This window comes from Saccharopolyspora erythraea (genome assembly GCF_018141105.1).
Taxonomy (GTDB): domain Bacteria; phylum Actinomycetota; class Actinomycetes; order Mycobacteriales; family Pseudonocardiaceae; genus Saccharopolyspora_D; species Saccharopolyspora_D erythraea_A.
Genome location: NZ_CP054839.1, coordinates 7,392,944 through 7,413,541, shown reverse-complemented (window position 1 = coordinate 7,413,541; position 20,598 = coordinate 7,392,944). Strand labels below are relative to the sequence as shown.

The 20,598-nt window shown below is 70.8% G+C and carries 18 protein-coding genes; 12 read left to right on the top strand and 6 right to left on the bottom strand.

All coding sequences use genetic code 11. The features are described from left to right. The first annotated feature begins 20 nt into the window (after nucleotides 1-20). From HUO13_RS33135 to HUO13_RS33105, 7 genes are all read left to right on the top strand, one after another. Nucleotides 21-1,871 carry a hypothetical protein gene (locus HUO13_RS33135; protein ID WP_211898833.1) on the top strand — a complete coding sequence of 617 codons (1,851 nt, stop codon included), beginning with the start codon at nucleotides 21-23 and terminating at the stop codon, nucleotides 1,869-1,871. Nucleotides 1,872-2,011: 140 nt separating this feature from the next. Next, entirely contained in the window at nucleotides 2,012-2,809 is a 798-nt protein-coding gene (locus HUO13_RS33130; RefSeq protein WP_211898832.1) for an exodeoxyribonuclease III, read from the top strand. Nucleotides 2,810-2,901: 92 nt separating this feature from the next. After that, nucleotides 2,902-5,103, top strand: coding sequence for an NACHT domain-containing protein (locus HUO13_RS33125; protein ID WP_211898831.1), 2,202 nt, complete (start codon nucleotides 2,902-2,904; stop codon nucleotides 5,101-5,103). A gap of 184 nt (nucleotides 5,104-5,287) precedes the next feature. Next, nucleotides 5,288-5,674 (top strand): VOC family protein, encoded by a 387-nt coding sequence (locus tag HUO13_RS33120; protein ID WP_349253347.1) that lies wholly within the window; start codon nucleotides 5,288-5,290, stop codon nucleotides 5,672-5,674. A 159-nt stretch (nucleotides 5,675-5,833) separates the two neighbouring features. Beyond that, nucleotides 5,834-6,052: a hypothetical protein gene (locus HUO13_RS33115; RefSeq protein ID WP_432757798.1), complete on the top strand. Its 219-nt coding sequence runs from the start codon at nucleotides 5,834-5,836 to the stop codon at nucleotides 6,050-6,052. Beyond that, entirely contained in the window at nucleotides 6,036-6,539 is a 504-nt protein-coding gene (locus tag HUO13_RS33110) for a DUF6879 family protein (protein ID WP_211898829.1), read from the top strand. The genes HUO13_RS33115 and HUO13_RS33110 overlap by 17 nt, the downstream gene beginning before the upstream one ends. Further along, nucleotides 6,532-7,386: a helix-turn-helix domain-containing protein gene (locus HUO13_RS33105; RefSeq protein ID WP_211898828.1), complete on the top strand. Its 855-nt coding sequence runs from the start codon at nucleotides 6,532-6,534 to the stop codon at nucleotides 7,384-7,386. Before HUO13_RS33110 ends, HUO13_RS33105 begins: the two co-directional genes overlap by 8 nt. 543 nt (nucleotides 7,387-7,929) lie before the next feature. Here the strand turns inward: HUO13_RS33105 and HUO13_RS33100 are convergent. Continuing rightward, nucleotides 7,930-8,514: a dihydrofolate reductase family protein gene (locus HUO13_RS33100; RefSeq protein WP_211898827.1), complete on the bottom strand. Its 585-nt coding sequence runs from the start codon at nucleotides 8,512-8,514 to the stop codon at nucleotides 7,930-7,932. Between the two features lie 86 nt (nucleotides 8,515-8,600). On the opposite strand from HUO13_RS33100, the gene HUO13_RS33095 reads away from it, so the two are divergent. Continuing rightward, nucleotides 8,601-9,185, top strand: coding sequence for a TetR/AcrR family transcriptional regulator (locus HUO13_RS33095; protein ID WP_211898826.1), 585 nt, complete (start codon nucleotides 8,601-8,603; stop codon nucleotides 9,183-9,185). A gap of 106 nt (nucleotides 9,186-9,291) precedes the next feature. Here the strand turns inward: HUO13_RS33095 and HUO13_RS33090 are convergent, their stop codons facing one another. Then, nucleotides 9,292-10,761 (bottom strand): S8 family peptidase, encoded by a 1,470-nt coding sequence (locus tag HUO13_RS33090; RefSeq protein WP_211898825.1) that lies wholly within the window; start codon nucleotides 10,759-10,761, stop codon nucleotides 9,292-9,294. 204 nt (nucleotides 10,762-10,965) lie between these two features. On the opposite strand from HUO13_RS33090, the gene HUO13_RS33085 reads away from it, so the two are divergent. The 4 genes from HUO13_RS33085 to yhjD all read left to right on the top strand — a co-directional run bounded on the left by HUO13_RS33085 (nucleotide 10,966) and on the right by yhjD (nucleotide 16,547). Continuing rightward, a complete protein-coding gene (locus HUO13_RS33085) occupies nucleotides 10,966-13,566 on the top strand; it encodes a bifunctional FO biosynthesis protein CofGH (protein WP_211898823.1) in 2,601 nt (866 codons plus the stop codon). Between the two features lie 257 nt (nucleotides 13,567-13,823). Beyond that, nucleotides 13,824-14,069 carry a hypothetical protein gene (locus HUO13_RS33080; protein WP_249124251.1) on the top strand — a complete coding sequence of 82 codons (246 nt, stop codon included), beginning with the start codon at nucleotides 13,824-13,826 and terminating at the stop codon, nucleotides 14,067-14,069. Between the two features lie 324 nt (nucleotides 14,070-14,393). Then, nucleotides 14,394-15,434 carry a tryptophan--tRNA ligase gene (gene trpS / locus HUO13_RS33075; RefSeq protein WP_249124250.1) on the top strand — a complete coding sequence of 347 codons (1,041 nt, stop codon included), beginning with the start codon at nucleotides 14,394-14,396 and terminating at the stop codon, nucleotides 15,432-15,434. Between the two features lie 93 nt (nucleotides 15,435-15,527). After that, on the top strand, nucleotides 15,528-16,547 hold the full coding sequence (gene yhjD / locus HUO13_RS33070) for an inner membrane protein YhjD (RefSeq protein ID WP_211898822.1): 1,020 nt from the start codon (nucleotides 15,528-15,530) through the stop codon (nucleotides 16,545-16,547). Between the two features lie 4 nt (nucleotides 16,548-16,551). On the opposite strand, the gene HUO13_RS33065 is transcribed toward yhjD, so the two are convergent. From HUO13_RS33065 to HUO13_RS33050, 4 genes are all read right to left on the bottom strand, one after another. Further along, complete coding sequence (locus HUO13_RS33065; RefSeq protein WP_249124249.1) at nucleotides 16,552-17,034, bottom strand: NUDIX domain-containing protein; 483 nt, start codon at nucleotides 17,032-17,034, stop codon at nucleotides 16,552-16,554. 31 nt (nucleotides 17,035-17,065) lie between these two features. Beyond that, nucleotides 17,066-17,695 carry a TetR/AcrR family transcriptional regulator gene (locus tag HUO13_RS33060; RefSeq protein ID WP_211898821.1) on the bottom strand — a complete coding sequence of 210 codons (630 nt, stop codon included), beginning with the start codon at nucleotides 17,693-17,695 and terminating at the stop codon, nucleotides 17,066-17,068. Further along, the gene (locus tag HUO13_RS33055) at nucleotides 17,692-19,164 is read right to left on the bottom strand and encodes an FAD-dependent monooxygenase (RefSeq protein ID WP_211898820.1); all 1,473 of its coding nucleotides are present in this window, start codon (nucleotides 19,162-19,164) and stop codon (nucleotides 17,692-17,694) included. The genes HUO13_RS33060 and HUO13_RS33055 overlap by 4 nt, the downstream gene beginning before the upstream one ends. An 87-nt stretch (nucleotides 19,165-19,251) precedes the next feature. Further along, complete coding sequence (locus HUO13_RS33050) at nucleotides 19,252-20,526, bottom strand: D-alanyl-D-alanine carboxypeptidase family protein (protein ID WP_249124248.1); 1,275 nt, start codon at nucleotides 20,524-20,526, stop codon at nucleotides 19,252-19,254. Nucleotides 20,527-20,598 lie beyond the last annotated feature (72 nt).

Here is a 20,598-nt window from a genome sequence, read left to right as displayed (position 1 = left end):
CGGAGCCGGTTCGCGCCGGCATGGGGATAAGAGGGGATCTGGGGGCCACGAATCCGGGCGAGCCGGACGACGATCCGCCCGCGGGTGGCGGAGCACGGGACTCGCGTAGGCCGGAGGCCGGCGCGCATGAGGAGCGGTCGGCGGAGGCGGGGGCGCCGGACGGCTGGTCGGCGGGGGCCGAGGGGCCGGGTGAGCACTCGCCCGCTTCCATCCGGCAGCGGCCGACGCGGCTGGGGGAGCAGGAGGTTCGCCATCCGGCGGGAACCGGCTGGGCGACCGAGCGAGGAGACCTGTGCGCGGCGGGCAAGGACCGCGCCGACGCCTCCGGCGCGTCCGACAGCGCCGGTTCGCCGGACGCCGCCACCTCGGCGGACGACACCGGTCCGGTCGACTGCGTCCCTCCTGCTGCCGGCCTGAGGTCGGTTGACGCCACCGGTCCGGTCGACGGCAACCGCCCGGTTGCGGGCCTCAGGTCGGTCGAGGACACCGGCCCGGTCGACGGCGTCCGCTCGGCCGGCGGCCTCAGGTCGGTCGACGGCATTGACCCGGGCGCCGGCTCCCACCGGAACGCCATTTCGGGCCGGGACGCCGGCTCGAACCCAGCCGCCGGCTCCCACTCGGCCGCCGGCTCGCGCCCCGCCGCGGTCACCGGCCGGTTCCCGGGGGTGAGCCGGCGCGCCGATCCGGACCCCTGCTTCAGCGAGTACGAGATCCGGCTCTGCCAGCGCGTTGCGAGCAAGCTCGGCCATTCCGCGGAGCAGCTGGAAGCCCTCGTCACCGATCTCGACGGCCGCCACGCGCGCCTGTTCGCCGAGCTGCGCGCCGGCGGCACCCGGCTCGACCTGGAGTACCTGGTCCGCGAGATCGACGAGCTCGCGTCGATGCGGGTGCTCGGACTGCCGACCGAGCTGCTGGCGCGGATCCAGGGCGGTGCGGAGCGGACGAACCTGGAGATCCTGATCCGCGAGGTGGACCGGCAGATCGCGGTCCAGGCCATGTGCCTGCCGGTGGAGCTGTTCGACGACTGCCCGAGCGACCTGATCGACGCGTGGTGCACGCACGGCGCGGCGTGCACCCCCGACGAGCTGCTCGCGATGCCGCGCGCGGTGCGCCTGACCCTGCTCGCCGCGCTGTGCGCGGTGCGTCGCAGGGAGACCGCGGACATGCTGGTGGCCGTGCTGATCGGGCTGGTCCACCAGCTCCACGCGAGGATCGAGTCCCGGTTCGACCAGTCGCTGCCCCAGGACCCGTGGCTGGAACGCGAGCGGCACGCGCTGCTGCCGAAGCTGCTCGGCGCGGCGCTGGACCGTCCCGACGAGCCGGTGCGCTCGGTGCTGTACCCGCTGGTGAGCGAGAAGACGATGCGCGAGCTGGTGAAGGACGCCGCCACGCGGGAGGCGATGCACGTCCGCCGCAAGCGCGCGGTGCTGCGCAGCACGTACTCATCCCCGTACCAGCAGGTGCTGGCCCTGTTGCTGACGGCGCTGGAGTTCCGCTGCACGGACCCGGCCTGCTGGCCGGTGATGGCGGCGCTGGGCGAGCTCGTCGACGACTGCATGGTGTGCTGGGGCAAGGGGCGGTTCTACGACGCCGGCCAGGACCTCCCGGTCGACGGTGTCGTGCCGGAGTCGTGGCGGCCCGCGGTGTTCGACGCCGAGGGCAGGGTCGAACGGGTGCCGTACGGGCTGTGTGTGCTGCTTTCGCTGCGGGACATGCTCAGCCGCAGGCGTGTCCACATCGCCGGGGCGGGCAGGTGGGGCAGGCCGTCGGAGGTGCGGGACGCCGAACCGGCCGGCGCCAAACCGACCTACCACGGTCGGCGGCCCGTGCGCGCGGACGTGATCGACTGGCCGGCCGGCGCCGACGAATGAGGTCATGGCTCCCCTCGCGATGTTCGCTGGCCGGTTGCCCTTCCGCCTCGAGATCGCCGGGTTTCCCGTCCCAAGATCGTCGGGTCCCTCGCGTATGCTTCGGCGCTGCCCCGGATGGAAGCTGGAAGTAGGTTCACCCCGTGCTCACCGTCTCGACCGTGAACGTGAACGGCCTGCGCGCTGCCGCGAAGAAGGGCTTCGTGGAGTGGCTCGCCGCGACCGGGGCCGACGTGGTCTGCATGCAGGAGACCCGCGCCGAGCCCGACCAGCTGCCGGCGGCGGTGCGTTCGCCGGAGGGCTGGCACACGCTGCTCGCGCCGTCGGCCGACAAGGGCCGCAGCGGTGTGGCGATCTACAGCCGCCGCGAGCCGGACGAGGTGCGCGTGGGTTTCGGGTCGGCGGAGTTCGACGAGAGCGGCCGCTACGCCGAGGCCACCTTCGGTGACGTGGTCGTGGCCAGCCTGTACCTCCCCAGCGGCGATGTCGGCACCCCGCGCCAGGACGAGAAGGAACGCTTCATGAAGGAGTTCATGGTGCACCTGATCGACCTGCGGGCCCGCGCCGAGGCGGCGGGCAGGCAGGTCCTGGTCTGCGGTGACTGGAACATCGCCCACCGCGAGATCGACCTGAAGAACTGGAAGGGCAACCAGAAGTCGGCCGGTTTCCTCCCCGAGGAGCGGGCCTGGCTGACCCAGGTCTTCGACGAGGTCGGCTACGTCGACGTCGTGCGCCGCCTGCACCCGGAGGGCCCCGGCCCCTACTCCTGGTGGTCCTACCGCGGCAAGGCCTTCGACAACGACTCCGGCTGGCGCATCGACTACCACGCCGCGACCCCCGGCCTGGCCGAGCGGTGCACGGAGGCGTACGTGGAGCGGGCGCCGAGCTACGACAAGCGCTGGTCGGACCACGCCCCGGTCACGGCGGTCTTCGACTTCTGAGTGTTGCCAGTGACCCCGAACGCCGGAATTCAGTGCGCCGGTTTGATGCTTTCCGGCTTGGGTGATGGGTGTGGTGCGGCAGACTGATCGTCGTGGCGGAGGACGAGAGGTCCCGCAACGAGATCAGCGGCACGGTTGCCGGCACCGCGTTCCAGGTTGGCACCGTGCACGGCGATGTCGTCTTTCCGCGGTCGTCCACACGGCTGGATGGGGACGAGCCGCGAGCCGTCCTCGCCCGGCAGCTCGCGGATCAGGTTCGAGCGCTCAGCAGGCAGGAAGAAGAAACCTGGCGGGTCGGAGATCCTCGCCCGTTGCCGGTGCGCTGGCAGACGGCTGCCGATGACCTGTTCGATCACTGGGACAACATGTACGGCGAGGCGGAGGACGGCGGCAGCGTGTCGTTGGCGGGTCGCTTCACCTGCGTTCGGGAGACCTACGAGGCAGTGCCTTCGGGGAGGTTGCTGATCCTCGGGCGGGCTGGTGCGGGCAAGACCGTGCTCGCCCATCGCCTCATCCTCGGCCTGCTCGAAGAGGAAGACCGCACCGGCCCGGTGCCGGTGCTGTTCAGCCTCGGCAACTGGGATCCGAGGTCGACCTCGCTGCGGGGCTGGATGGCCCACCAGCTCGTCCGCGACTACCCGTTCCTCGACGCCCCCGACCGCACCGGGAAGAAGGGGGCCGGAGCTCTCGTCGAGAGCAATCGCGTTCTTCCCGTCCTGGACGGCTTCGATGAGATCCCCGAGAGGCACCACCGCGACGCGCTCGGCGAAATGAGCCGATACGACGGGCCACTGGTGGTCACCAGCCGGCCGGACGAGTACTGCAGGGCCGCGCGGGCGGCGAAGGCGCTGGGCAGAGCCGCCGCCATCGAACTCGACGACCTCGCCCTCGATGAGAGCGAACGGTATCTGCGCGCCAGCACCAGCAAAACCCGCACCGCGGAATGGAAAGAGGTGTTCGGCCACCTGCGCGCCGCGCCCGATGACCTCGCGAGCCGGAACCTCGCCCCGGTCCTGGCCTCGCCGTTGATGGTCATGCTCGCCCGCGCCACCTACAACGATGCCCGTGGGAACGACCCTGCCGAACTCCTCGACACCGATCGTTTCCCGGCTCGTGAGGCCATCGAGGAACACCTCCTGGGCGGCTACCTCGACACCGTCTACGACCCTCGGCGCGACACCGGCACGCGCAGAGCAGCGCGGCCGAGCTGGGGCTCTGATCGAGCCCGGCACTGGCTCGGTTACCTCGCCACCCACCTCAAAAAGCGCAACACCCATGATTTGGCCTGGTGGCAGCTCTCCGGCGGCATCCACCTCTACGCCCGCGTCCTCACCACCACGCTCGTGACCACGCTCTTGGCCGGGCTCGCGATCGCACTCGCGGTCGGACTTGCACGCACGCTCGCGGTGTTCAGGCTCGCGGGCGGGCTCATTCCCGGGCTCCCGAGCGGGCTCACGGGCATGCTCACAACCGCCCTCGCGATCGGGGTCGTGGTCGGGCTCGCGGCCGGACCCATGAACAGGATGAGGTTCTCTCGTGGCGGTACGGGACCGGAACCTGAGCGCCTGCGCCTGCGCCTGCGACGACGGGGCAGCACGAAGCGCTCCCGGGTGCCCATCCTCAAGAGTGCCGTGTCTGAGTTCGCAGTCGGTTTCTCGATCGGCCTCACGACCGGGCTCGCGTTCGCGTTCGCGGTCGGGCTCACTTTCAGGTTCTCGTCAGGGATCGTTGTGTCCGGGCTCGCGCAGCAGCTTTCGTTCGGACTCGTGGAGGGGCTCGCGGGCGGGCTCGAGGTCGAACTCGCGTTCGGGGTCGCGGTCGGGCTCGTGTTCGGGCTTGCGCTCGGGGTCGTGAACGTCGTCGTGTTGGTGCTTGGCGATGGTCAGGATCCACGAGACACCATCACCCCGTGGCACCTCCTGGCCATCGACCGAAAGGCCACGCTGGTCCGAACCACCGTGGTCGGAACTGTGGTCGGGCTCGTGCTCGGTCTCGTGGACAGGGGCGCGGTCGGGTTGACGTTCGGGCCTACCTTCGGGGTCGCGGCCGGGATGCTCCGTCTCGCACTCTCCGCGTGGGGAAACTGGCTGTTGTTCGTCCGCCTCTGGCTGCCGCTGACCGGGCGATTGCCCTGGCGACCGAGGAGCTTCCTCGAGGACGCCTACCGTCGAGGTGTACTGCGCCGGGCGGGCGCGGTCTACCAATTCCGCCACGCCCGTCTCCGAGATCACCTCGCCCGTCGACATCAGAGGTCCATCGAGATCGGCGAACAGCCGGCTGCGCCCAGGCGGTGACGAGTGTGACCCGGGCCCGCTCTCTCCTGTCGCTGACCACATACGGGCCTACGCGTTTTTCTGCTCACAGAGCCGGAAATGGTCATGCAGGGTGCCGACGCGTATGCGATCGCCCTGGTGGCCGGGCACTTGTCGTCGTGATCAGTAGTGTGCGTGCATGGCTGACAGTTCGCGGACCGCGCTCTTGCCGATCCTGCACTACGACGACACACGAACAGCGTTGCGGTTCCTCACCGGTGTTCTCGGCTTCCGCGAGGCATTGGCGGCGTCCGACGAGGAGGGCGACGTCGTACACGCTGAGCTGGTGTGGCCCGGTGGCGGCGCCTTGGTCGTCGGCGGCACGAAGCACACCGACAGCGTCCACGGAGGGATGCGAGCGGGAAGCAGCGCGATCTACCTGGCCACCGACGATGTCGACGCCGTCCATGAGCGGGTGCGGAAAGCGGACGGCGACGTGGTCGAGCCGCCTCATCACGCAAAGTTCGGCTCAGGCGCCGACTCGTACACCTTCACGGTGCGGGATCCGGAGGGCAATCTCTGGACGTTCGGAACCTACGGCGGCGCCTTCTGACCGGCGTCGAATGGATCCAGGGGCGCGTCCGGGGCCGCATCGAGCACGGGCCACCCCGGTTGCAAGACCGGCGATGGCGCCCCCGGGTGCGGTACGGGTGACCGTTATGCAGGACCGCGACTGGAAGGCCAACCCACCGCAACGCCCGTGGTACACACGGTGACCATGAAGCTGCGCAAGGTATCCGGGTGCAAGAACGGGACTTGCCCCGCCGTCTACATCAGCGACAGGGGAACGGTCGTCGCCCAGGGCGTGCCGGTGGACCACGCCGAAGGGCTGGACATCAGCCCGGGGGAGCTGGCTGTGGAACTGCCGGCAGAGGTGTTCGCGGGAGCGCTGGCGGTCCTGGAGGGTGGTCTGCATGGCTCCGCTCGATGAGGACCACTTCGCCCGGCACCTGCAGAACTACGAACGCTCGGCTTGGCGGTTCGAGGTGCAACCCGCCTACACCTCACCCGACGAGAACCTCGACCTGTACCTGGCCGGCGAGCCGAAACCCGAGCACGACAACGAGGACTGGCACCGGAGCGTTTGCGGGTTCGTGGCGGCGGGCAAGACCATCGGCCGCGTCCGGGTGGTGCGGCGACCGCTGACCGACTACCAGCGCTACCAGTTCGACTGGATCATCCCGGACAACGTGGCGGCCGGGGAGGACGTCCGGATCCTCGATCTCACCGATCTCGACCTGGCGTTGCCGGACCAGGACTTCTGGCTGTTCGACGACGCCATTGTGGTCCACCTCGACTTCGACCCCGGCGGTGTCCTGACCGGCATCGAGCAACTGGAGGACGCCGACGTCGCCAAGTACCTGCGGTGGCGCGACCTCGCGTTGAGGCACGCGGTTCCCTTCGCGGAACATGGTTGAGGACAACTTCCGGGGACGACCTCGGGAAGAACTCGCCGAGGTACTGCGGAGCCTGCGCAAGGCGGCTGGGCTGTCCGGCGAAAGGCTGGCGGTCCGATGCGCGATGTCGCAGTCGAAGATCAGCAGGATCGAGCGCGGCATGACGCTGCCCAGCGTCTCGGAAGTCGAGCGGATACTCACCGCCCTTGACGTCCCCGGCGAGGTGTGTCGCGAGCTCGTCGCGCTGGCGCGCAGGGCGAACGTCGACTACCGGTCGTGGCGCGCTTATGCGCAGGTCGGGCTGTGGCGCAAGCAAGCGGAGCTGCGAGCCCTGGCGGAATCGGCCTCAATGGTGCGGCAGTTCCTCCCCGCGATCCCGTCCGGTTTGATCCAGACCGAGAGCTACGCCCGCGAGGTGATGGCAGCGGTAGTGCCCGGAGAAGCGGCGCGCGACGTCGAGCGCGCGGTGCGGGCCCGGATGGAAAGCCAGACCGCGCTGGAGTACGAATCCCGCTCCTTCGTATTCCTGCTCACCGAGCAAGCTGTTCGGTGGCGGTATGGAAGTGCCGGGCTGATGGCCGCTCAATGCGAGCACGTGGCGGCGGTCGCCGAACGCCCCGACATCGACATCGCCGTGATACCGCAGTCCGCGACCGCGGAGTGCCCGCCGCTCCACGTGTTCGTGGTCTACGACGAGAGGCTCGTCGAGATCGAGTTGTTCTCGGGCGAGATCGTCCTGCGTGAACCGCAAGAAGTGGCGTACCACCTGAACCTGTTCGACCACTTCCTGCGTTCCGCGCTTCGCGGAGACGACGCGGTGGAATTCCTGAGGACCGTGGCTGGTGAATTCATGCGGGAGGGCGACTGAAATTGGATACCGGTGCAATAGTCACCATAGTCTGCTCGCATGCAGATAATCGTCACTGTTTGCGGTGATTGTTCCGGTGATGGGTGTGAGCACTGCGGGGGTACGGGCACGATCACGATCGTTGAGAACTGACCGTGGGGCTGGAAGGGCTGCCCGCGGGGGCGGTCCGGGAAGTCGTCGAAATCCGTCCCGGCAAGAAGTTCATCTCTTACCGGGTTCCGATGCCGTGTGAAGGTCCGGAGGTCCGGCGCGATCGGGATGGGCGGTTGTTCCTCGTTTACATGTACCTCTGCTACGTCTTCCGCTGGCATCGCGGGGAGTCGCGAGTGCGGATCTATGCCGGGTACGTCGACCAGGATTTCCGGTGGCCGCTGCCGTGGGAGTTGAACATCGACGGGGAGTGGGATCGGGCGACACTCGTAAGACGTGCCAGGGAGTGGACGTTCCGGCATCGGTCGCGGTTCGAGAAAGACGTCCCCGTACCGCCGGATTGAGCCCCGCGGCCGGGGCTGGGTGCTGTCGTACCGACCCCGGCCGCCGGAGTCACCGCCGCTCGTAGGTGAGGTGGAGGACGCCGGATTCGAAGGTCTGGCTCCTGGTCAGCCGGAACTGCGCGGGGTCGAAGTCGCCCTCGAACATCCGGATGCCGTTCCCGACGGTTGCCGGGTGCAGCTTGATGACCAGTTCGTCGATCTCCGGGCGCAGGGCGGCCGCGAGGCTGCCGCCGCCGACGAGCCAGATGCCCTGGCCCGCCTCCCGCTTCAGCTCCCGGACCACGGCGGCCGGGTCGCCGGAGACGATCTCCACGCCGGGGTCCGGGCTTTCGGTCATGGTCCGGGAGAAGACCAGGTGGCGCAGGTGCGGGTAGGCGTTGGGGATGCCCGCGGCGAGCCCTCCCTCGTACGAGACGCGGCCCTCGACGACCGTGTCGAAGTGCTTGTTCGGGGTGCCCGCGACGCCGAGGGCCTCGCGTGCCTGCACCGGGATGATGTCCGGGTACTCGTCCAGGAGGGCCGCCATGTGGTCGCCCTCCATGGTGAAGATCCCGGAGCCGGTGGGGTCGGTCGCGTCCGGCCCCGCGATGAATCCGTCGAGCGTCGCGGCGACGAGATAGGTGAGCTTTCGCATGTGGTCCTCCTCCGGGCCAGTAACCACTCCAGTTGTAGTACTCTGACCGTAGTGGTTGCAAGTCCGTTTTCCTCCAAGGAGGCGTCATGGTCCAGAACCCCGCGCGCCGGACCGCGCTGATCGACGCGGCGATCGAGGTCCTCGCCCGCGACGGGGCCCGCGGCCTGACCTTCCGCGCGGTGGACGAGGAGGCGGGCGTGCCCAAGGGCACCGCGTCCAACTACTTCGCCAACCGCGACGACCTGCTCACGCAGGCCGGCAGGCACGTCCACCACCGCATGGGCCCCGACCCCGCCGAGCTCGCCGAGACGATGAAAGCACCGCCGACGCGGGAGCTGGACTTCGAGCTGCTGCGCGACACCATGCGCCGACTCGAGGACGACCGCACGGGTTACCTCGCGCTGCTGGAGCTGCGGCTGGAGGCCACCCGGAGGCCGGAGCTGCGGGCGGCGCTGACCGAGACGATTCGCTCGAACCTGGCCGAGAACATCCGTTTCCACCTGGACTCCGGGCTGCCTGGCGACCGCTGGACCGTCGTGCTGCTCTACTTCGCGCTCACCGGGCTCGCCGTCGAGAAGCTCACCGTTCCCGACGTGCTGGCCGATTTCGACCACGACGAACTGGTCGACACGGTCATCGACCGCATCCTGCCGGCGGGACAGGACGAGTGAACGAGCCCCGCGCCGCACGGGCCGGGCATGGCAGTGCCCGGAAAACGCGGAAAGCCCCCGCGGCGCGAGGGCTTTCCGGTTTGGACGGCTGTGAACCGCCGCGGTGTCAGCGCACCGCGTCGAGCGCGTCGACCATGCCCGCGCCGTGGAAGCCGGCGCCGGTGCGGCCGCCCTCGCACACCGCGTCGGCCTTGCCGTCGCCGTTCGGGTCGTAGAAGTCCGGGCAGGTCAGGCGGTCCGCCTGCGCCTGCAGGACCCTGGTGACCTGCTTGGCCTTCCAGTCCGGGTGGGTGCTGCGCAGCAGCGCGACGACACCGGCCGCGTGCGGGCCCGACATCGAGGTGCCCTGCTTCCAGCCCCAGCCGCCGCCCGGCAGCGTGGACAGGATGCGTCCGTTGGCCGACGGCGTCTGCGGGATCTGGCGTGCGTCACCGCCGGGCGCGGTCACGTCGACCGAGCCGAGGCCGTAGTTGGCGAAGTAGGACTTCTCGGACTTCACGCCCACCGAGCTGACCGTCACCACGCCGTCGAGCTCGGCGGGCAGGATGCGGCACTCGTCGCCGGTCTCGCGCTCCTGCACCGGGCCGCCGTTGTTCGGGCTGTTCTGGTCGAGGATCGGCTTGGACAGGTCCCAGTTGCTGTTGCCCGCCGACGCCACGGTGACGACGTCCTTGCGCGACGCGTAGGCGACCGCCCGGCGCACCGCCTCCGCCGCGGCCTTCTGGTCCGGGTCGCTGTCGCACCACAGGTACCAGGGGTCGACGAAGTAGGAGTTGTTGGTGACGTCGAAGCCGTGCTCGGCGGCCCAGACGAAACCGCACACCGCGTACTCGGGGTAGATGAAGCCGTCGTCGTCGATGACCCGCACCGAGGCGAGGGTGACGTCGGGGGCCACTCCCGCGACGCCGATGCCGTTGCGCGCGGCGGCGACGGTGCCCGCGACGTGCGTGCCGTGGTCCTGCTCGGCGTTCTCCGGCGCCCACGCGGCGGGGGACTGGTCCGGGATGCCCTGGTCGACGCAGCTGACCGAGCGGGAGACGTCGAGGTTGGGCTTGAGGTCGGGGTGCGCCGGGTCGATGCCGTAGTCGAGCACGCCGACGGTGACGTTCTTGTCGCCCTGGGAGAGCAGATGCGCCTTGTCGGCCTTGATCAGCGGCAGGTCCCACTGCTCGGCTTCCAGCGGTTCGGTGTCGTCGGCGGCGGCGATCGACGCGGGAGCGGGCAGCGTGCCCTCGGTGGGTTCGAGCATCGTGCTGTTCGCGGGCGGCAGCCATTCGACGAGGTTGCGGCTGGCTCCGGCCTGCTGGACTCCGGGACGACCGCGCACCGCGGCGGCGAATCCGGCGTCGGTCGAGGTCGCGACGAGCACCCCGATCTGCGGCCAGCTCTGCACGACGGTGCCGCCCGCCGCGCGGACCGACTTCTCGGTCCGGCTCAGGTCGCCGACCGGGCCGACGACCATGAAGTGCGCAGGTGCGGCGGTAGCCGCGGGCGCGGGGGCGGGGGCAGGTGCGGCACCTGCCGCGCCGGTGGGTACGAGCAGGGCGAGCGCGAGCGCCGGTCCGGCGAAGCGCAAGGCGCGATGCTTACCAATTTTGCGTGACACGCGGGTCCTCCCGAGACGCAGAATCACGACCGCTCAGTAGCGGTTCGTCGGGATTTTGCGCTTGTTTGGGGAAGTCTGATAGGGCGAATCGGAGTAATTGAGTAGCCGTACGTGACATGTGCTGTTCCTCGCCGACGGCTGCGTCGGCACCCGCGCTGGTCTTAGGGTCGCGGGGTGGCCGATCTGCAACTCTCACCACCGCCGGAGCCCGTACCGAGTGCCTCGGCGATGCGCCGGGCGCTGCGCCGCGCGACCGACGGCGTGTCGCTCGACGTCACCGAAGCCGCCGTGCTGCTGCACGCGCGCGGCGACGACCTCGACGCGCTGCTCGCCGCAGCGGGCCGCGCCCGCGACGCGCACCTGCTGGCCGAGGGGCGCCAGGGGGTCGTCACCTACAGCCGCAACGTCTTCATCCCGCTCACCCGGCTGTGCCGGGACCGTTGCCACTACTGCACTTTCGCGACGGTGCCGCACCGGGTCGAGTCGGCCTACCTGGAGCGCGAGGAGGTCCTGGAGATCGCGCGGCGGGGCGCGGCAGCGGGCTGCAAGGAAGCGCTGTTCACCCTCGGCGACCGCCCCGAGGACCGCTGGCCCGCCGCCGCGGAGTGGCTGGAGGCGCGCGGATATTCCTCCACAGTGGACTACGTGCGGTCCTGCGCCGTCGCGGTGCTGGAGGAGACCGGGCTGCTGCCGCACCTCAACCCGGGTGTGCTGAGCTGGTCGGAGCTGACCAGGCTCAAGCCGGTCGCCGCCAGCATGGGCATGATGCTGGAGACGACCTCCGAGCGGCTGTGGAGCGAGAAGGGCAACCCGCACTACGCCAGCCCGGACAAGGAGCCCGCGGTGCGCCTGCGGGTGCTCTCCGACGCCGGACGCGTGGGCGTGCCGTTCACCAGCGGCATCCTGATCGGGATCGGCGAGACCAGGACCGAGCGCGCCGAGTCGCTGATGGCGCTGCGCCGGAGCGCCCGCCAGTACGGGCACCTGCAGGAGATCATCGTCCAGAACTTCCGGGCCAAGCCCGACACCCGGATGCGGGGGATGCCCGACGCCGACCTGCAGGACCTGGCCGCGACCACCGCGGTCGCCCGGCTTCTGATGCCGTCGGACGTGAGCGTGCAGGCGCCGCCGAACCTCATCGGCGACGAACTGCTGCTGTTGCTGCGCGCCGGGATCGACGACTGGGGCGGGGTGTCGCCGGTGACGCCCGACCACGTCAACCCCGAACATCCGTGGCCGCACATCGACGACCTCGCCGAACGCACCGCCGAGGGCGGTTTCGGCATGCGCGAGCGGCTGACCGCCTACCCGCGGTACGTGCGCGCGGGGCTGGCCGGGGACAGCACGCAGTGGATCGACCCGCGCATCGCGGGCCACGTCGCCGCGCTGTCCACACCGGACGGACTGGCGTCGGAGGACGCCGTGCCGGTCGGCCGGGAGTGGCAGGAACCCGACGGCGGATTCGAGTCGATCGGGCGCACCGACCTGCACAGCAGTATCGACACCGTCGGGCGCAGCGGTGACCGCCGCGGTGACTTCGACACCGTCTACGGCGACTGGGACGAGCTGCGCGCCCAGCTGCCGAGCGCAGCCGCCCCGCAGCGGCTCGACTCCGATGTCCGCGCCGGCCTGGACCTGGCCGGGTCCGATCCGGCGGCGCTGCTCGAGGAGTCCAGCACCGCCGCCGCGATGGCCCTGATGACCTGCGACGGAGCCGCGCTGGACACCCTGTCCGGCATCGCCGACGACCTGCGTCGGGAGGTCGCGGGCGACGACGTCACCTACGTGGTCAACCGCAACATCAACTTCTCCAACATCTGCTACGTCGGCTGCCGCTTCTGCGCGTTCGCGCAGCGCGAGCGCGACGCCGACGCCTACCGGCTCTCGCCGCAGGAGGTCGCCGACCGGGCCGAGGAGGCGTGGCTCGCCGGGGCCACCGAGGTCTGCATGCAGGGCGGCATCGACCCGAAGCTGCCGGTCAGCGGCTACGCCGACCTGGTCCGGGCGGTGAAGGAGCGGGTGCCGGAGATGCACGTGCACGCCTTCAGCCCGATGGAGATCGTCAGCGCCTCGGCCAAGGCGGGCGTGAGCGTCGAGGAGTGGCTGTCCGAGCTGGCCGAGGCCGGCCTCGGCAGCATCCCCGGCACCGCCGCCGAGATCCTCGACGACGACGTCCGGTGGGTGCTGACCAAGGGCAAGCTGCCCGCCGCGGAGTGGATCGAGGTGATCAGCACCGCGCACCGGCTGGGCATCCCGTCGTCGTCGACGATGATGTACGGCCACGTCGACACCCCGGAGCACTGGCTCGGCCACCTGCGGACGCTGGCCCGGGTGCAGGACACCGCCGCAGGCAACGGAGCCGGCGGGTTCACCGAGTTCGTGCCGCTGCCGTTCGTGCACCGCAACGCGCCGATCTACCTCGCCGGTCTCGCCCGGCCGGGGCCGACCCGCCGCGACAACCGCGCGGTGCACGCGATGGCGCGGATCCTGCTGCACGGGCGCATCGACAACGTCCAGTGCTCGTGGGTGAAGCTCGGCGACGAGGGCACTTCGGAGGTGCTCACCGGTGGTGCCAACGACCTCGGCGGGACGCTGATGGAGGAGACGATCAGCCGGATGGCCGGGTCCGAGCACGGTTCGGCCCGCACGATCGAGGAGCTCCACGAGGCCGCCGCGCGGGTCGGCCGCCCGGCGCGGCAGCGCGGTACCACTTATGGGCGAGTCGGCCGGGTTCAGCTCGCGATCACCGAGGCGGGTGACGGGTCGCCCGGCTGATTGTGCGGGAACTCATGGCCGCGGATCCGGCCGTCGCGCCGAAGCGGGCGGATCCGCGGCCCGCACCGCGTTTGCCCTGCGGCGAACGGCGTTTCGCCGACCCGGTGCGAAGCCGCCCAGAACGGAAAATATGATCATTCCGTCGTGACAGGTTTACGCAACGCGACTTCGACGTTTACGTCTGGTCGGTACTGTCCGCCACCGAGCTGGAAATGCTTGTGACCCGTACGGGTTACCCGTCGAGGGAGGCAACGCTCGTGCGTAGCCGATTGGCATGCGTGTGCACCCGCGTGTCCGTGCTCAGCGCCGTGCTCGTCACGGGCCTGCTGGTGGCCGGTACGACCGCCAGCGCCGGCGCCAGGTCGACCGTGGTCGCGCAGCCCAGCCCCCTGGAGTCGTTCGGCCCGGTCGGGTCGACCGCCGTGGTGCTCGGCGTCGTGGGCATGGTCGCGGGTGTGTTCCGGAAGAAGAAGATCCAGCCGGAGAACCAGCGCAAGAGCTGACTCGCGGCCGGCTCCCGCCCGCCGAGGCTGTCCAGTGCGGCGGGCCGGGGGTCGATACGCACGGGATGCGGCCGGGCACGCCCTGTTGTCAGTACGTGCGGGAGGCGACCGGGCACGCCCCGTCGTCAAACCGGATCAGATTCGCCGCTTCATGGCTGCCCGGGACGGCGGTCGGCCTGACCGGTGGACGCCTTTCCGGCTGGTATGCGCCCCGGCCGCCGCAACCGGTACCCCGCCCCCGCCCGGTGGCCTCGCCGTGGGCGCGAAACACCGAGACCGGTGACCCGCTCCCGGTCGGCGGGGTGCGCTTGCGAGAATCAGGACGTGAGTGACGCGCCCGCAACCCAGAACGCCGAGACGTCCGCGGCCCGGCCGCGCGTGCTGTCCGGCATCCAGCCCACCGCCGACTCGTTCCACCTCGGCAACTACCTGGGTGCGTTGCGCGAGTGGGTCGTGATGCAGGAGACCCACGACGCCTTCTACTGCGTCGTCGACCTGCACGCCATCACCACGGGCCACGACCCCGAGCTGCTGCGCCAGCGGACCCGCCTGTCGGCCGCGCAGCTCCTCGCGCTGGGCATCGACCCGGACCGCGCCACGCTGTTCGTGCAGAGCCACGTGCCCGAACACACCCAGCTCAGCTGGGTCATGGAGTGCCTGACCGGCTTCGGCGAGGCAGGCCGGATGACCCAGTTCAAGGACAAGTCCGCGCGGCAGGAAGCCGACCACGTCAGCGTGGGGCTGTTCACCTACCCGGTGCTGCAGGCCGCCGACATCCTGATCTACCAGGCCGACGCGGTGCCGGTGGGCGAGGACCAGCGCCAGCACCTCGAGCTGACCCGCAACCTCGCGCAGCGGTTCAACTCGCGGTACGGCACGACCTTCACGGTGCCCGCCGCGCACATCCCCAAGGAGACCGCGAAGATCTTCGACCTGCAGGACCCGACGGCGAAGATGAGCAAGTCGGTGCCCGCGGGCGTCGTCGAGCTGCTGGAGGACCCGAAGCGCTCGGCCAAGAAGATCCGCTCGGCGGTCACCGACGCCGGCCGCGAGATCCAGTACGACCCGGAGAACAAGCCGGGCGTGAGCAACCTGCTGGTCATCTACTCCGCGCTCACCGGCCGCTCGGTCGCCGACCTGGAGACCGCCTACGAGGGCAAGGGCTACGGCGACCTGAAGAAGGAGCTCGGGCAGACCGTGCTGGAGTTCGTCACGCCGTTCCAGGAGAAGGTGCGCGGCTACCTCGACGACCCGGCCGAGCTGGACAAGGTCCTGCGGCGCGGCGCCGAGCACGCCCGCGAGGTCGCCGCGGTCACGCTGAAGACGGTCTACGACCGGATCGGCTTCCTGCCGCCGGCGGGCTGAACTGATCAACCGCCGGTAGCCTTCCGTTCGGGGGCACGGTCCCTGCGCCATGAGGACCACCCCCGCGAGGGACGTGCCGGTGGAGGTGGATCGGTGGCCGAACGGACCAAGGCACCCGGGCTGCTCGCCCGGCTTCGGCAGCGGCACGAATGGCTGGACCGGCTGATCCGGGCCGCGACCCGCTACCAGAACCAGTACGGCGACTACTACGCCGCGGCGATCACCTACTTCAGCGTGCTCGCACTCGTGCCGCTGCTGATGATCGCGTTCGCGATCGCCGGATTCGTGCTGGGCGGCAACCCGGACCTGCTCGCCCAGCTGCGGAACTCGATCACCACCGCGGTGCCGAACCCGGCCATGAGCCAGATGCTCAACAACGTCGTCGACCAGGCGATCGGCCAGGCGGGCGCGGTGGGGATCATCGGCCTGCTCGCGGCGCTGTACTCGGGTCTGAGCTGGATGACCAACCTGCGCGAGGCGCTGACGGCGCTCTGGACGCAGGAGCCCACGCAGCAGCCGATGCTGAAGAAGTACGTCTCCGACCTGCTCTCGCTGATCGGGCTCGGACTGGCGATGGGCATCTCGTTCGGCATCAGCGCGGTCGGCGGCGGTGTCGGCCGGATGCTGCTGGAGCTGGTCGGCATCGCCGACACCCCGTTCGCCAGGGTCGGGCTGCAGGTACTGGCCCTACTGCTCTCGCTCGTCGCGAGTTGGCTGGTGTTCCTGTGGATCCTGGCGCGGCTGCCGCGCAAGCCGGTGTCGCTTCGCAGCGCGGTCTGGGGAGCGTTGCTCGGGGCCGTCGGCTTCGAGATCCTCAAGCAGGTCGGGGTGGTCTACCTGAACAGCGTCACCGGTTCGCCGGCCGCGGCCGCGTTCGGGCCGATCCTCGGTCTGCTGGTGTTCGCCTACCTGACCTCGCGGTTCATCCTGTTCGTGGCCGCGTGGACGGCGTCGGCGCCGGAGAACCAGGAGCGCGCGGTGCCCGCGCCGCCGGAGCCCGCCGTGATCCGGCCCGTGGTGCAGACGCGCGGGCGGACGGGTCCGGCGGCGACGGCGAGCCTGTTCGGCCTCGGAGTCCTCGCCGGCCTCGCCTGGCGCAGGTCACGGCGGTGACAAGCTATGGCAGCCCAGAAGAATCACGGGTGCGCAGCAGGTCGGTGAGCGGCTCGCGGACCTCGGCGGGATACAGGTCCAGCCGGTCGAACTCGTCGGCGCCCGCCCACACGAGTTCGTAGCTGTTCTCGGGGCCGTGGGCCTCGGCTTCCGGACCGGACAGCGCGGGCGCGCCCTCGACGTCGGTCATGAGGAAGTACGACGCCGGGCGCCCGTTGTGGTGACCGGTCCACAGCAGCCGTCCGGTCGTTGCTCTGAGCGAGGTCTCCTCCGTCAGCTCCCGCGACGCCGCCTCGGCGGCGGTCTCGCCCTCCTCGACGTGTCCGCCGGGCAGGAGCGCGTAACGGTGCCCGGGGCACCGCGGCTGCGACCAGCCGATGTGCTCGCAGTTCCGGCAGGCTTCCCGGGACTCGCGCCTGACGTAGCGCCTCATGACCAGCACCCGTGGCCCGTCGACGACCACCGCGACCGCTCTCGGAATCCGCACGTACCCGATCATCCACGCCGCCCCGCTCGGGTCATCCACCCGCAGTGGGATCGGGCAGCAGCCCGGCCTGGCGGTAGACGGCCTCCAGGTACCGGCGCGCGCCCTCGGCGTCGAGGGGTTCCGGCTGGAGCAGGCGGAACATGACCGCACCCACGACCATGTCGATCAGGACCTCCACGACGGTGTCCTCGGACAGAGCACCCGTCGCCTTCGCGTGCTCCAGCAGTGCCCGGATCGCCTTCCGGCGCGGTACGACGTGGTGCTCCCAGTAGGACGCCATCAGCGCGGGATGCCGCGCGGCGGAGCCGAAGACGCGCGCGACCATCGCGCGGACCCGGGGAGAGGACAGCGCCTGCGCCCACACCGGGATCGCGCTCTCGATCTGTTCGCGCAGCGGCACGTCCGCGCGCATCTCGAATCCGACCGCCTCGACGCGCACCGACTCGATCGCCTGCGCGATCACCTCCTCCTTCGAGGACCAGCGGCGGTAGACGGTCAGCTTGCCGACGCCCGCCCGCTTGGCGACCTGCTCGATGCTGGTGCCTTCGACCCCGCCTTCGATGAACAGGTCCATCGCGGCCCGCAGGATCGCCGCGTCCGCCTCGGGGTCACGCGGCCTGCCGCGCGGGCGCGAGCCTCCGCCAGGGCTCGGCGGGCTCATCGGGCCCTCCCGCGTTCGAGAGCGTTCTCCAGCCATCGCCCGAGCTCGGCCTGATCGGTCCCGCGCCAGGCGAGGTGACCGTCGGGACGCACGAGCAGCGTGTCTCCGCTTCCGGTCGGGGTCAACGGGACCACCTGGTCGCCGAGCCACTTGCGCGCGACGGGCGCGTCTCCGACCACGGCCCACCGTCCGCGCAGCTCGGTGTGCAGCCGAGTGCGCGTGCCGTCCGAGCGCAGGCACTCGAAGTCGCGCACCCGGTCGCCGGATCGCGGACGCGGCCCGCGCGCCGGTGCGGCGAGCGGGCCGCGCCGGTAGCTGATCCGCAGCTGCGACGCGGTGTTGGTGCCCGCGCGCTGCACCACGGGCAGGTTGAGCAGCGGCGTCAGCACCCGGTCGCGCAGGAACCGGCCCGCGGCGCCCCCGCCGAGCAGGAGCTTGGTGTTGGCGGTGGTGCCGCGCAGCACGTGTGCCGCGACCGGCCGGCGCTCGGCTTCGTAGGTGTCCAGCAGAGCCTCGCCCGCCATGCCCCGGACCACGAGGGCGAGCTTCCAGGCCAGGTTCTCGGCGTCGCCGATGCCGGTGGTCATGCCCTGGCCGCCGAAAGGGCTGTGGATGTGCGCGGCATCGCCGGCGAGCAGCACGCGCCCGCTGCGGTAGTGGTCCGCCAGCCTGCGGTGGATGCGGAACGCCGATGCCCACTTCGCGTCGGTGATCCGCACGTCGGTGAGCCCGGTGCGCTCGGGCAGCAGCCGTCGGATGCGGTCGAGGATCTGCTGCACGGTGAGTGACTCGTCGGCGCGGGGCACGTCGCACATGATCCGCCACAGGTCGTCGCCGGTTCCGCGCATCGGCATCGCGATCAGCAGGCCGTCCCGGTGGTACCAGGCGGCCGACCCGCTGCGGTCGCGCGCCCAGTCGGCGTGCACGTCGGCGAGCAGCCACTGGTCGACCAGCGGGGCACCCGGGAACCCGATACCCGCGAAGCGCCGGACGGCGCTGTGCGCGCCGTCGCAGCCCACGAGCCACTGCGCCCGGACCCGCTCACCGCCGCTCAGCTCGGCGCTGACGCCGTTGTCGTCCTGGGTGGCGGAGACCAGCTCCACGCCCCACTCGATCTCGATGCCCAGCTCGCCGAGGCGGCGGCGCAGCCGGCCCTCGATCTCGGCCTGGGATATGAACAACGCCGAGAGCCGGGTGCCCTCGACCTCGCCGAAGCGCACCTTCGCGGCCGGACGGCCCTCCAGGTGGACGGTCAGCTCCATGGCGCTGAGCCCCCGTTCGCGCAGGTCACCCAGCGCGCCGAGCCGGTTGAGGACCTCGACGCCGCGTGCGTGCAGGATGTTGGCCCGCGACGTGGTGGCCGGTCCGTCCGCCCTGTCCACCACCCGCACCGCCACGTCGTGCTGGCCCAGCGCACATGCGAGCGCCAAGCCGGACGGGCCTGCTCCGATGATCAGCACCTCGGTCATCGCAACCCCCAGTTTGTTTACGATACGGAGCCGTTAACAAATTGAACCACCGCGCACCGCTGGAGTCCAGCAGTGCGAGGGGAGGGGCTACGGGTGGTCGGCCGGGACCTTCGCGCTTTCCCGTCGGGCGGCGGCGGCCCGCCGCGCTCGGCGTTGCCGCAGACCCACCACGCCGAGCACGACCACGGCCGCGGCGGCCGCCAGCGACAGCGGGCCGCCGACCGTGCCGAACACCGGGTCGCGGCGCGGCGGCTCGACGTTCTGCGCCGGGACGACGGGCGCGGTCTCGGTCGTCGGCTCCAGGGCACCCTCCGGCACGAGCTCGCCGACCCGGCCGCGCAGCGTGAAGCCGTAGTCGAGCAGCCGCATGGTCTGCGACGACAGCCGGAGCGGCTGGTTCTCGCCGCGCAGCAACACCGCGACGATGCGGCGGCCGTCGCGTTCGGCGGCGGCGATGAAGGTGTGCCTGGCGTCGTCGGTGAAACCGGTCTTGCCGCCCAGGGCGCCGGCGTAGTTGAGCAGGACGGCGTTGTCGCTCCACACCTCCAGCGGCTGCCCCGGCGGGCCGGGCAGCACGGTGTGCTGCGTGCCGATCGCCCGCGCGAACTCCGGGCGCTGCATGGCGGCGCGGAAGATCAGGGCCAGGTCGTAGGCCGAGGTGCTCATGCCCGGCCCGTCCAGTCCGGACGGCGTCGCCGCGCGGGTGTCGAGCGCGCCGAGGTGGTGGGCCAGCTCGTTCATCCGGGCCGTCATCACCTCGGGGCCGCCGAGCTTCATCGCCAGCGCGTGCGCGGCGTCGTTGCCCGACTGCATCAGCAGTCCGGTCACCACCTGTTCGACGGAGTAGGTGACGCCGGGGTGCAGCCCGACCCGGCTGCCCTCCTGGTCGGCGTCGGCCTGGGTCGCCACCAGCGTGTCCGACATGTTCAGGTCGCGGATGGCCACCAGCGCGGTCAGGACCTTGATCGCCGACGCGGGCCGGTGCCGCGCGTGCGAGTCGCGTGCCGCGAGCACCTCACCGCTGGTGACGTCGGCGAGGATCCACGACACCGCGCCCACCTCGGGCGGCGGTGCCGGCGCACCCTCCGGCAGCACCGGGCCCGCGCACTCGCCGAGCCGGTCGCCGCCGACCGGCTTCTCCGGCACCGGCAGCGGATCCGGCGAGGCGACGCCCGGCGGCGGCACCTCGGAGGTGTCGACGGGCGGAGGAGGGGCCGTCGCGTTGGAACACGGCGGTGGGGGCGGCGGAGGTTGCGGAGCCGCCATGGCTGGCGTCGGACCGAGCACGGTCGCCGCGAGCACGACCGAGGCGGCCGCGATGCGCAGAGCCGAGGTCGGTTTCGTGCGGAATGCAATTGCCAAACGGGCTCTCACAGGCACACGTTGAAGGCTAACCAATGTCGTTGCGTAGCGGCGGTCGGACGGAGTCGGCTA

Excerpts from the sequence above, each read along its gene's own strand:
- HUO13_RS33105 (WP_211898828.1), top strand. The coding sequence starts at position 6,532 with ATGGTTGAGGACAACTTCCGGGGACGACCTCGGGAAGAACTCGCCGAG.
- HUO13_RS33100 (WP_211898827.1), bottom strand. The coding sequence starts at position 8,514 with ATGCGAAAGCTCACCTATCTCGTCGCCGCGACGCTCGACGGATTCATC.
- HUO13_RS33110 (WP_211898829.1), top strand. The coding sequence starts at position 6,036 with ATGGCTCCGCTCGATGAGGACCACTTCGCCCGGCACCTGCAGAACTAC.
- HUO13_RS33055 (WP_211898820.1), bottom strand. The coding sequence starts at position 19,164 with ATGACCGAGGTGCTGATCATCGGAGCAGGCCCGTCCGGCTTGGCGCTC.
- HUO13_RS33135 (WP_211898833.1), top strand. The coding sequence starts at position 21 with ATGGGGATAAGAGGGGATCTGGGGGCCACGAATCCGGGCGAGCCGGAC.
- HUO13_RS33095 (WP_211898826.1), top strand. The coding sequence starts at position 8,601 with ATGGTCCAGAACCCCGCGCGCCGGACCGCGCTGATCGACGCGGCGATC.
- HUO13_RS33060 (WP_211898821.1), bottom strand. The coding sequence starts at position 17,695 with ATGAGCCCGCCGAGCCCTGGCGGAGGCTCGCGCCCGCGCGGCAGGCCG.